Genomic DNA, 11,618 nt, shown 5'->3' with positions numbered 1-11,618 from the left:
GCTTCTGTCAGCCCCCGTGGAGCGGCCTTTGCTCACAATCCCGCCCACATCAAAGCGAGGGACACGGTGACCACGCCGGCTGTGGTCGACAACAGGATCGCCGCCGACAGTTGCTGGATGAAGATGCCATAGCGCTCGGCAACGACGAAGACATTGCCGGCGATCGGCAGCGATGCAACCACCACCAGCACCGCCGTGCGCGCCGCATCCAGGCCAAACAGTGTCGCAGCGGTAAGGACGGCGAGCGGATGCACAAACAGCTTCATCACGATCATCAGCGAGATCGCCCGTGCCTCGCCCTCGACCCGCCGCGCGGCAAGCTGCACCCCAAGCGAGAAAAGGGCGGTGGCGCCGGCTGCATCCCCAAGGAAGTTGAGCAGGTTCTCTCCCGCCTGCGGCAGTTTCCCTCCCGCCAGCGACAGGAGCGTGCCGCCGACGATGGCGAGCACGAACGGGTTGAAGATCACGCCTTTCGCCACGGTGACGACCAGCCGCCAGCTCGCGCCCTTGCCGGAGGACCATTCCAGCAGCCCGATGCAGAGCGGAATGAAGATCGTCAGGTCCAGCACCAGCACCACCGCCATCGGCGCGGCGGCCCGGTCGCCGAACGCCGCCAGCATCAAGGGCAGACCGAGAAAGCCGATATTGCCGATGGTGGCGGCCTGGCCGCTGACCGCCATTTCGGCGAGGCCACCGCCGCACAGGATGCGCATGGCCAGCATGGCGAGGGCGAAGGTCACGGCTCCGGCCAGGATCCACACCGGCACCATCGGCCCGGTCAGGGCCGCGATGATGTCCTGTCCCGCCAGCGCCCGGATCACCAGCGCCGGCATGGCGAAGTTGAACACGAAGACATTCAGGCTGCGCACCGCTCCGTCCGGCATCCAGCCTCGCTTCGCGGCGAAGAACCCGAAGGCAATGACAGCGAAGAACGGACCGGTAATCGAGAGCGTCAGGAGCATGGCATTGCAATCCTTGGTTGAAATGACACTGGCGGCTTTGGCGCGCCTGGCTCGAATGCGAGGGAATGGACTCAGGATTCGTTAAGAGGGGACGGGGATACTGTGCAGATCATGTCTGCCCTGTCCATCTCCCTTTCAGGCCTACAGGCCGCCGGTCAGCGCTTCGAGGCGTCCGCCCGCCGCATCGTTGCGGCCGGAGCCGAAGCGGGCAATGCGTTGCTCGCCGCGAGCGGCCACGAGACGACGGACGGACAGAGCGCAGACGGCGACCAGTCGCCCGCCACCGGCGCGCCGGCAATCGGTTTCTCGCCCGACATGGTCGGGGCCATCGTCGACATGATGCAGGCGGAAAATGCCTTCAAGGCCAATGCGCGCGTCGCCGGCCGCATCAGCGACATGCAAAAGGCCTATCTCGACATGTTGGGCAATCGGTCCACACGCTGATCGACGCCGGCTTCTGCAGCCGGCCGCCTGCAGGCCTCAGACCTTATAGAAATCCCGATACCACTCGACGAAGGCACGCACGCCGTCCTCCACCGAGGTGCAGGGGCGGAAGCCCGTCGCCTGGGTCAGGTCTTCGACATCCGCCCAGGTGGCCAGAACGTCGCCCGGCTGCAGCGGCATGTAGTTGCGGACCGCCGTGACGCCGCAGGCCGCCTCGATGGCGTCCACATAGCGCAGCAGCTTCACCGGCTCGGAATTGCCGATATTGTGGATCCGATAGGGGGCGGAGCTGGTCGCCGGGTCGGCGGCGGCCGCGTCCCAGTCCTCGTTGACCGCCGGCGGCCGGTCGGCGATGCGCACGATGCCCTCGACGATGTCGTCGACATAGGTGAAGTCGCGCAGCATCTCGCCATTGTTGTAGATGTCGATCGGCTGGCCCGACAGGATCGCCCGGGTAAACTTGTAGAGCGCCATGTCCGGCCGCGCCCAGGGGCCGTAGACGGTGAAGAAGCGCAGGCCGGTGAGCGGAATGCGGAAGAGGTGGGCGTAGCTGTGCGCCATCGCCTCGTTCGCCTTCTTCGTCGCCGCATAGAGCGAGATCGGATGATTGCCGCCGCGATGCGGCGACAGCGGCATCGTCTCGTCCAATCCATAGATCGAGGAGGTGGAGGCGAAGACCACATGGTCGACGGTGTGGGCGCGCGCCGCCTCCAGCACCGTCAGGAAACCGGTGACATTGGCATCCACATAGGCCTGCGGCGCTTCCAGCGAGTAGCGCACGCCCGGCTGCGCCGCGAGATGAATGATCCGTTGCGGCGCGTGCTCGGCCATCAGCGCCATCACCGCCGCGCGGTCCTCCAGCGAGATCCGCGCCTCGATGAACTGGGGATGCTGGCGCAGGATCTCCACCCGCGCTTCCTTCAGCGCCGGATCGTAATAGGGGCTGACGCAGTCGAGGCCGATCACCTGCCATCCGTCGGCGAGCAGGCGGCTTGCCAGGTGAAAACCGATGAACCCGGCCGAGCCCGTGACGAGGATCTTGCGCATCGATGTCCTCAGGCGTCGAGCAGCGAGCGCAGCAGCGGCCGCAGCTCGCGGGCGAGCTCCTCATCCTCCAGCGCGAAGGCGATGTTGGCGGCAAGGAAGCCGGACTTGGAGCCGCAATCGTAGGTCTCGCCTTCGAAGCGCAGGCCGGTGAAGGGCTGCATGCCCATCAGCGAGATCATCGCGTCGGTGAGCTGGATCTCGCCGCCGGCGCCGGTCTCCTGGCTGCCGAGCAGTTGGAAGATCTCCGGCTGCAGGATGTAGCGACCGTTGATGAACAGGTTGGTCGGCGCCGTGCCCGGCGCCGGCTTTTCGACCATGCCGGTGATGGTGAAGGTCCGCGCGCTCGCATCGCCGTCGACCTCGACGATGCCGTAGTTCTGGGTCTGGTCCTCCGGTACGGCCTCGACCGAGATGACGTTGCCGCCGGACGCATTGTAGATCTCCACCATCTGCGACAGGCAGCCCGGCTCGGATTTCATCAGCATGTCCGGCAGCAGGATCGCGAAGGGCTCGTTGCCGATGATGTCGCGGGCGCACCAGATGGCATGGCCGAGGCCCAACGGCTCCTGCTGGCGGGTGAAGCTGGTGGTGCCGGGGGCCGGGCGGATCGCCTCGAGCAGCTTCAGCGCCGCCTGCTTGGAGCGGGCGCGCAGCGTGTCCTCCAGCTCGTAGGCGATGTCGAAATGGTCCTCGATCACATGCTTGTTGCGCCCGGTGACGAAGACGATGTGCTCGATGCCGGCATTGCGCGCCTCGTCGACCACATACTGGATGATCGGCCGGTCGACGATGGTCAGCATCTCCTTCGGCAGGGCCTTCGTCGCGGGCAGGAAACGGGTGCCGAGGCCAGCCACCGGAAGGACTGCCTTGCGGATCTTCTTGTTCTGCATGAAACGCATTTTCCGTGTCTGGTGGAATCGGGAGGCGGCACGGGCCGCAAGGTAACCTGAAAGGATGACGGAACCAAGTTGGCGAAAAGAATGTCGGCGCAACGACTTCGCGCCAATCCGCGCAAGCTTTGTCCCAGGATTGGGGCAAGGATTGGGCAAGGGAACGACCGCCCCAGACCGCCGAGGCGCTTGCGCGCGCGCGCCATGCGGACTACTGACGGGCGGAACGCGCCAGCGGGCGGGCGGCCCATGAGTTGGGGCTGGCCCAGCAGGAGAGACGAGCTGCCATGACCGAGACATGCAATCGAACCGTGACCGTCGGGAACGTCGCCTTCTCGCAGGACGCGCCGCTGTCGCTGATCGCCGGCCCCTGCCAGATGGAGAGCCGGGCGCATGTGCTGGAATGCGCCGCCGCGGTGAAGGAAATCGCCGACAGCCTCGGCATTTCCGTCGTCTTCAAGGCCTCCTTCGACAAGGCCAACCGCACCTCCATCGCCGCCTCGCGCGGCGTCGGCCTCAAGGAAGCGCTGCCGGTCTTCGCCGAGATCCGCGAGACCTTTGGGCTGCCGGTGCTGACCGACATCCACTCCGCCGACCAGTGCGCCCCGGTGGCCGAGGTCGTCGACGTGCTGCAGATCCCCGCCTTCCTCTGCCGCCAGACCGACCTCCTGGTCGCCGCCGCCAGGACCGGCGCGACCATCAACGTCAAGAAGGGCCAGTTCCTCGCCCCCTGGGACATGAAGAACGTGCTCACCAAGATCGTCGAGACCGGCAACCCCAACGTGCTCCTAACCGAGCGCGGCGCCTCCTTCGGCTACAACACCCTGGTGTCCGACATGCGCGCGCTGCCGATCATGGCGCAGACCGGCGCGCCGGTCGTCTTCGACGCGACCCATTCGGTGCAGCAGCCGGGCGGGCAGGGCACCTCCTCGGGCGGCGAGCGCCACATGGTGGCGGTGCTGGCGCGCGCGGCCGTTGCCGTCGGCGTTGCCGGCGTCTTCATCGAGACCCACCCGGACCCGGACAACACCATCTCCTCCGACGGGCCGAACATGATTGCGCTCAAGGACCTGAAGGAGCTGCTCGCCGACCTGATGGCCTTCGACCGCATCGCCAAGTCGCGCCCGCGCGGCATCTGACACGGCCTTTTCCTTGTCGCCCGCCTCGGCTAGGAACAGCCGGACGGCGGCAGGTCCAACCAGCCTTGGCCCACCCACTTTCACAAAGTCCCACCCGCAGGGAGACGAGAATGACCGCAATTGTCGACATCACCGCCCGCGAGATCCTCGACAGCCGGGGCAACCCGACCGTCGAGGTCGACGTGTATCTGGAAGACGGCGCCTTCGGGCGGGCCGCGGTGCCCTCCGGCGCCTCGACCGGCGCGCATGAGGCGGTGGAGCTGCGCGACGGCGGCGCCCGCTACCTCGGCAAGGGCGTGCAGAAGGCGGTCGACGCGGTCAACACCGAGATCTTCGACGCCGTCGGCGGCCTGGATGCGGAAGACCAGATCAAGATCGACGAGGCGATGATCGCGCTCGACGGCACGCCGAACAAGGCGCGCCTTGGCGCCAACGCCATCCTCGGGGTGTCGCTGGCCGTCGCCCGCGCCGCCGCCCAGTCGGCCGGCCTGCCGCTCTACCGCTATGTGGGCGGGGCCGGCGCGCGCCTGCTGCCCGTGCCGATGATGAACATCATCAACGGCGGCGCTCATGCGGACAACCCGATCGATGTGCAGGAATTCATGATCATGCCGGTCGGCGCCGACACGCTGGCGGATGCCGTGCGCATGGGCTCGGAAGTCTTCCACACCCTGAAGAAGGGCCTGAAGGATGCCGGCCACAACACCAATGTCGGGGACGAGGGCGGCTTCGCCCCGAACCTTGCCTCGACCGAGGACGCGCTCGGCTTCATCATGAAGTCCATCGAGAAGGCCGGCTACCGCCCGGGCGAGGACATTTGCCTCGCGCTCGATGCCGCCTCCACGGAGTTCTTCAAGGACGGCAAGTATCACATTTCCGGTGAGGGCAAGGTGCTCGGCCCGGACGAGATGGCCGCCTATCTCGCCGATTTCGTCGGCCGCTATCCGATCATCTCCATCGAGGACGGCATGGCCGAGGACGACTGGGCCGGCTGGAAGGCGCTGACCGATCTGGTCGGCTCCAAGTGCCAGCTCGTCGGCGACGATCTCTTCGTCACCAATTCGGTGCGCCTGCGCGAGGGCATCAAGAAGGGCGTCGCCAACTCGATCCTGGTCAAGGTCAACCAGATCGGCACCCTGACGGAGACGCTCGACGCGGTCGAGACCGCGCACAAAGCGGCCTACACCGCCGTCATGTCACACCGCTCGGGCGAGACCGAGGACAGCACCATCGCCGACCTCGCCGTCGCCACCAATTGCGGACAGATCAAGACCGGTTCGCTGGCGCGCTCCGACCGGCTCGCCAAGTACAACCAGCTCATCCGCATCGAGGAAGAGCTGGGCGAGCAGGCCCGCTACGCCGGCCGCAGCATCCTGAAGGGCTGATCGGCGCCTTACGCCTCAGCGCCTGAAACAACGAAACCCGGTGCGCTCCCCGCGCGCCGGGTTTTTGTTTGGGGAAGGGCGCTCAAGAGCTCGGCAAGCGACTCGAAGCGGCTACAGTGGCACTTGAAATGCGGGAACGTTCGGTATCAGCACCTCTACATGGACGGTGACAATGCGTACTCAATTCGTCTAGGTGACTGTCTGGATCTGGAGGCAGCGGTAGGCACGTGTCCCACAATGTAAAATCTATTGGCAAATTTATCCAAAATCTGCTCCAAATTACCCCTATGGAAACGGTGAATATTTACTCGCGGGGGAAGTCCTGTCGAAGGTCGCCTTCAAAAGATGAATTGTAACGTTGATCTAGATGCAAATTTCCTCGAAAAAAGTAAATTTTTAAGGTGAAAGATATGAGGCTCGTTTCTTTTTCTGTAGAAAATTATAGAAGTATTACGAACGCAAAAAAGATACCGCTTTCGGATTACTCTCTTCTGGTAGGAGCGAACAACGAAGGCAAATCCAATATATTGCACGCATTGGCGCTCGGCATGAATGCCTTGATCGAGTGGCATCGACAAGTACGGAGAACATCCGATGGGCGAGTTGTCAGGCTGCCCTCTAGTTTAATTCGATCACATAGAATCGGCTATGATTGGGACACTGACTTTCCTGTTAGAAAGCAAATCAAACCCAATGCTGGGATTGGGTCGAGCGTCACTCTGGAATTTGCGTTGAATGAAGCGGAGACGGCTGAATTCAAAGATGAAATAAAGAGTAATCTTAACGGAACTCTTCCTATTTTAATTTATTTTACCAAGGGTGATTTCGAGGTAACTGTAAAAAAACCCGGTCGCGGCCAAGCGATGCTCACTCGAAAGAGTACGCGAATTGCCGATTTTGTTTCAAAGAGGATTCGATTTGAATACATTCCTGCCATCCGAACGGCAGAATCGGCGGCGAAAGTTATTTCTCAGCTAGTAGATCGAGAATTACACCGCCTAGAAGGAGATCCAGAGTACGCTGAGGCTATTTCCAAGATTGAAGAGTTGCAGCAGCCTGTTTTTGATGAGCTGGCTGAGGCAATTAAATCAACTGTAGCGCGTTTTCTTCCTAGTGTGACGTCGGTTGAATTAAAGAGTCGGCGTGAGGCTCGCTACAAGTCTTTAAGGCGAGATTTCGAGATAATAGTAGATGACGGCCACTTAACACGCCTCGACAGAAAAGGTGATGGTGTTCAGAGTTTGGCCGCACTTGCCTTGATGCGACACGCTTCGGAACAAGTAGATGCTGACGTTAGCACTGTTATCGCAATTGAGGAGCCTGAATCCCACTTGCATCCGAGAGCGATACACGAACTTCGCGCTGTTATTAGTAATCTAGCATTAAGTAATCAAGTTGTCCTAACTAGCCACTCTCCTCTTTTTGTTAATCCGAACAACCTAAGTAATACGATTATAGTTAAGGGAAGTAAGGCGGCGCCTGCTACGCAGGTCTCGGCTGTGCGCGAAGCCTTGGGGGTTCGATTCTCAGACAATTTGCACAACGCTAGACTTGTGGTGCTAGTTGAAGGGGGGGATGATGTTACCGCTCTTAAGGCTATTACATCTTACATGAGCCCTTCGATCGCGCGGGCGCTAGATGATGGATCTATTTTCTTTGATCATCTAGGTGGGGCAAGTGGATTGAGGCAAAAAGCGTCTTTCTACAAGTCTGGCGCGTGTTTGATCCAGTGCTTTTTAGATGATGATGCAGATGGCCGTAAAGCTATGAAGAGGGCGATAGAAGATAAAGTTATCGAATTGAAAGATATTAATTTGAGCATAGTCCCCCATCTTGACGAGGCGGAAATTGAGGATATCTATGATAAAGCGATTTATGCGGCGGACTTTATAAAGAAATTCGGCGTTGATCCAGCCAAGAAAATAAAGATAAAATCAAAAGTAAAATGGTCTCAACGCATGAATCGAATCTTCTTGGAGGCCGGAAAGCCCTGGAATGATGACGTAAAATTTGAGTTAAAGAATTGGCTAGCGAAATTTGCTTCTGCTAATCCGGGTGTTATACTGAAAAATGAACTGTCAGGGCCTATTAGAAATTTCGTATCGTCGATTGAAGCAAAGTTGCCAGATGAGTAATTCCCCACTCTAGGCGATTTTATAGCCACTACCCCGTCTTCGTCTCATAGGCGTGCTTGATCGCGGCGGCGAGGGTTTCCGGCTTTTCCGCCCCCATGACGATGAAGCGCTCGTCGATGATGAAGGCCGGGACGCCGGTGACGCCGATGCGGTGGGCCTGTTCGACGGCGGCGGTGATCTTGCTGCGGTCGGAATCCGTCGGCAGCAGTTCGGCGACGAGATCGGCCATCATGCCGACTTCGCCGGCCGCCATGACCAGCGTCTGCGGGTCGCTGAGGTCGGCGCCTTCCAGGAAATAGAGGCGGAACAGGCGCTCGGCCATCTCGCTCTGCAGCCCGTCGGCGCGCGACCACAGCAGCAGGCGGTGGCAATCCAGCGTGTTGGGCGAGGTGCGGATGCGCTCGAAGGCGAAGGGGATGCCTTCCTGCAGGCCGGCGGCGGCGATCTGCTCGTGCAGCGCGTCGATGCGCGCCTGGCTGCCGAACTTGTCCATCAGATATTGCTGGCGGTCCTTGCCCTGCGGCGGGATCGTCGCGTCGAGCTGATAGGGCTGCCAGCGCAGGGCAACGGGAATGTCCGGCAGGCTCGCCAGCGCCTTTTCCAGCCGCCGCTTGCCGATATAGCACCAGGGGCAGACCACGTCGGAAATGACGTCGATGGGCATTGCGGCCTGATCGGCGGCGGTCCGGGCGGCTGCCTGCTGCCCGCTCGCGGTGTCGGTCTCCGTCTCGGCGTGCATGGGCAGTCCTTTCGTCGGTTGCGCCAGGAGCGCGAAGGGAGCGCGCCTTGGGACGCGTCAGGCAAAGGCGGTGCTGGCGACGATGGCGCCGATCCGCCGGCGGATGCGCTCCTGCGCCTCCGCATCCCGCAGCACGGCGATATCGCCCAGCCCCTCGACCGTAGCAACAAAATCCTCCTCGCGCGATGCAGCAAGCGTCGCCGAAAGGACGGGGTTGACGGCGGCACCTGCGAAGGGATCGTCATTCGCGGCCATGGAGGTGAGCGGCGGCGGGGCGATCTGCGCCAGTTGCAGGGTCAGCGGCTCTGCCCCGCGCAAGGCGAGCGCTTCGCCGAGCGCCGCCAGATAGCGCTCGAACGCCTCGCGCGGCAGCACCGGCAGGCCCTTGCCCGAACGATGGCGCGGGCGATAGCCGGTCAGCACCCGGTCGGCAAGCGCCCGGCGCGCGCCGGCCCGCAGCAGGCACAGGAGATGCCGGGCGAGGATCTGCGGCGCGGCCTTGCGCGGCACGCAGTCGCTGGCCCCACTCGTCAGCAGGGCTGCCGCCTCCGCCTCGTCGGCGCACAGCGCCAGCACGGGCAGGGCGATATGGCGCGGATCGGTGCGAAGGCGGTTCAGAAGCTCGGCCGCGCGGGGCGCGGGCAGGTCGCTCACCAGCAGCCGGGCAGGGGCCTCGTCCAGCGCGGCGAGCGCGGCCTCCGCCGTGAGGCAGCCGCGCAGGTCGAGCGCGGCAAGGCGACCGGACAGCGCCATGCCGATGCGCGCACTGTCGCCGGCAACCAGCACCGGAATGCCGCGGGCAAGACCGCCGGTCGGCGCCGCTACCAGCGAGGCTCCCGGAGCCAGCGGGCCGAAGGCCGCCCGGCGCAGCCGCGCCTCCTCCATCCGCCGGGCCTGGCGCACGGTCTCGGCCAGCCGCTCCAGCGCCAGCTCCGGCGGGCAGGCGGCGGAGATCATCGCATCCGGCAGGGGCGCTTCAGGGATTTCCGGGGCGGCACACAGCACGAGGCGCGGCACGTGCACGCCCCTTGCGCGCGCCTCGGCCAGGTGCCGGGCAAGGTCTGGGCAGGTGGTGGCGCCGGCAAGGCTCACCACCGCGTCGGGCAGGAGGGATCTCTGGTCGCCGGCCCATGAGAGGTCGGCAAGCTCGCCCCACGCTTCAGCAAGACGCGCGAGCGGATTGTCCGGACGATCCCTCGGCCCGTCCAGCAGCACCGACAGGCGGCGGGCGGCCTCCCGGCTCATGCGACCTGCGAATGGCCGAAGCCGGCGCGGGCGGCCAGCGCCTCGCGATCGACCTTGCCGGCCGCATTGCGCGGCAGGGCGGCGACGGGCAGCACCCGGTGCGGCACCTCGGCAAGGCTGGCGTGCTCGGCCTCCAGATAGGCATAGAAGCCCTCGACATCGAACAGCAGACCCTTCTGCGGCACCATCGCGGCATAGAGCCGGGCGCCGAGAATGCCGTCCTCGACGAGGAAGGCGGCGGCCTCGCGGATGCCGGGGAAGGCGGCATAGAGCGCGTCCAGCGTCGGCAGCGAGCCGACGCCCGGCGCCATCTGGCCGGGAATGCCGAAGCCGGTGATGCCGTTCTCCGTCTGGCGCAGCGGCAGCAAGGTGTCGACGAAGCCGGCCTTGTCGGTCGGCATGCGCACCTTGCAGGCGGGCCAGGCCGAATCCGGCACCATGGCGCCGCGCACCTTCAGCATTGCCGGGCTCGTTTCCGTATCGATGGCGATTTCCAGCAGTGCCGGCGCCTGCGCGGCGGCGGAAGGCGAGCCGATCCGCCCGCTCGGCAGCGGGCGGGGCAGGGCGCTGCCCTCTCGGGTGCGGGCGACCATGGCGAATTCGTCGGCGATATGCAGGTCGACCAGCTCGCGGTTGCTGCCATGCGGGGCAGGGGCGGGCGAATGCGCCTGCCAGACCGGCACGATGCGGCAGTCGGGCCGCTCGATCCGCCGGTCGAGCGCCGGCACCAGGGCGCCGGGGCACAGCACGATATCGGCGTCCGCCGCATCCGCGTGCGCGGCGAGCCGGCGCAGCGAGCCGGGGTGGTGCAGATGCAGCGTGCCGCCCGACAGTAGCCAGGGGATCAGGCCGGCGCCGATGCCGGCCATGCCGGTCAGCGCGTAAGGGAGCAGGACGTTCGGCGCCTGCGGCAGGGAGAGTTCCAGATAGGGCATCAGACCGCAGGCGATCCACTGGTTGTGGCTGCGGGCGATGGGCAGCGGCTCGCCGCTGGTGGAGCGGGTCCAGGTCAGCGTCGCCACATGGTCGGCAGCGTTCTGGTCGCGGCGGATCGGCGCCGGCTCCAGATCGTCGGGCAGTTCGCCAAGGATCTGCTCCACCTCCATCAGGCCGTCGGCGACATCGCGCCCCAGACCGAAGACGAAGCGCAGGGCGAAGAGATCGGCGGCGGTGTCGCGTGCCTCCAGGCCGATGGAGCGCCCGCCGAAGCTCTCGCCGGCGACCAGCGCCTTGGCGCCGGCGCGGGTCAGCGCCTCCAGCACGTTCTTCTGGCGCCAGTGCAGCGGCAGCGGCGCAATGACGAGCCCGGCACGCAAAGCGGCAAGGAACGTGATGACCGCGTCCACCGTGCCGGCGCTCTGCAGGCCGATGACATTGTCGTGCTTCAGACCGACGGCGGCGAAAAAGGCGGCGAGCCGGCTGATCTCGGCATCGGCCTCGCCATAGGTGAGGCGGCGCGGCACCTCGCGAAAGCCGCCGGCATCCTCATCGGCATCGCACAGGGCCAGCCGTTCGGGATGGGCGGTCGCGGTCTTGCGGAACAGCGCATCCAGCGTCACGCGGCCCCAGATGCCGCTCTGCCGGTGTGCCTCGATCGTCTTCAGCGGGGTCAGGATCATCTCGTCATTCCCA

The 11,618-nt window shown here is 64.2% G+C and carries 10 protein-coding genes; 4 read left to right on the top strand and 6 right to left on the bottom strand.

Annotation, left to right across the window (positions count from 1 at the left end):
• Nucleotides 1–32: 32 nt before the first annotated feature.
• On the bottom strand, nucleotides 33–962 hold the full coding sequence (locus TSB10P1A_RS18910) for an AEC family transporter (protein ID WP_186389508.1): 930 nt from the start codon (nucleotides 960–962) through the stop codon (nucleotides 33–35).
• A gap of 111 nt (nucleotides 963–1,073) precedes the next feature.
• Between TSB10P1A_RS18910 and TSB10P1A_RS18905 the strand changes: the two genes are divergently transcribed.
• A complete protein-coding gene (locus tag TSB10P1A_RS18905) occupies nucleotides 1,074–1,406 on the top strand; it encodes a hypothetical protein (RefSeq protein ID WP_186389507.1) in 333 nt (110 codons plus the stop codon).
• Nucleotides 1,407–1,442: 36 nt separating this feature from the next.
• Here the strand turns inward: TSB10P1A_RS18905 and TSB10P1A_RS18900 are convergent, their stop codons facing one another.
• Both TSB10P1A_RS18900 and galU read right to left on the bottom strand, forming a co-directional pair.
• Nucleotides 1,443–2,453: an NAD-dependent epimerase/dehydratase family protein gene (locus TSB10P1A_RS18900; RefSeq protein ID WP_186389506.1), complete on the bottom strand. Its 1,011-nt coding sequence runs from the start codon at nucleotides 2,451–2,453 to the stop codon at nucleotides 1,443–1,445.
• 8 nt (nucleotides 2,454–2,461) lie between these two features.
• Nucleotides 2,462–3,343, bottom strand: coding sequence for a UTP--glucose-1-phosphate uridylyltransferase GalU (gene galU / locus TSB10P1A_RS18895; protein ID WP_186389505.1), 882 nt, complete (start codon nucleotides 3,341–3,343; stop codon nucleotides 2,462–2,464).
• A gap of 287 nt (nucleotides 3,344–3,630) precedes the next feature.
• Between galU and kdsA the strand changes: the two genes are divergently transcribed.
• The 3 genes from kdsA to TSB10P1A_RS18880 all read left to right on the top strand — a co-directional run bounded on the left by kdsA (nucleotide 3,631) and on the right by TSB10P1A_RS18880 (nucleotide 8,002).
• The gene (kdsA, locus tag TSB10P1A_RS18890; RefSeq protein WP_186389504.1) at nucleotides 3,631–4,482 is read left to right on the top strand and encodes a 3-deoxy-8-phosphooctulonate synthase; all 852 of its coding nucleotides are present in this window, start codon (nucleotides 3,631–3,633) and stop codon (nucleotides 4,480–4,482) included.
• A 110-nt stretch (nucleotides 4,483–4,592) separates the two neighbouring features.
• Nucleotides 4,593–5,867, top strand: coding sequence for a phosphopyruvate hydratase (eno, locus tag TSB10P1A_RS18885; RefSeq protein ID WP_186389503.1), 1,275 nt, complete (start codon nucleotides 4,593–4,595; stop codon nucleotides 5,865–5,867).
• A gap of 410 nt (nucleotides 5,868–6,277) precedes the next feature.
• A complete protein-coding gene (locus TSB10P1A_RS18880) occupies nucleotides 6,278–8,002 on the top strand; it encodes an ATP-dependent endonuclease (protein WP_186389502.1) in 1,725 nt (574 codons plus the stop codon).
• A 28-nt stretch (nucleotides 8,003–8,030) separates the two neighbouring features.
• Here the strand turns inward: TSB10P1A_RS18880 and TSB10P1A_RS18875 are convergent, their stop codons facing one another.
• Genes TSB10P1A_RS18875 through TSB10P1A_RS18865 form a run of 3 tightly spaced genes read right to left on the bottom strand, consistent with a single transcriptional unit; the run spans nucleotide 8,031 to nucleotide 11,605 of the window.
• A complete protein-coding gene (locus TSB10P1A_RS18875) occupies nucleotides 8,031–8,741 on the bottom strand; it encodes a DsbA family oxidoreductase (protein WP_186389501.1) in 711 nt (236 codons plus the stop codon).
• A gap of 57 nt (nucleotides 8,742–8,798) precedes the next feature.
• Nucleotides 8,799–9,986 (bottom strand): hypothetical protein, encoded by a 1,188-nt coding sequence (locus TSB10P1A_RS18870; protein ID WP_186389500.1) that lies wholly within the window; start codon nucleotides 9,984–9,986, stop codon nucleotides 8,799–8,801.
• Nucleotides 9,983–11,605 carry a class I adenylate-forming enzyme family protein gene (locus TSB10P1A_RS18865; RefSeq protein ID WP_186389499.1) on the bottom strand — a complete coding sequence of 541 codons (1,623 nt, stop codon included), beginning with the start codon at nucleotides 11,603–11,605 and terminating at the stop codon, nucleotides 9,983–9,985. The genes TSB10P1A_RS18870 and TSB10P1A_RS18865 overlap by 4 nt, the downstream gene beginning before the upstream one ends.
• Between the last annotated feature and the right edge of the window lie 13 nt (nucleotides 11,606–11,618).

It is taken from the genome of Stappia sp. TSB10P1A, assembly GCF_900185725.1.
Taxonomy (GTDB): domain Bacteria; phylum Pseudomonadota; class Alphaproteobacteria; order Rhizobiales; family Stappiaceae; genus Stappia.
This window is presented reverse-complemented; position numbering and strand designations above follow the sequence as displayed.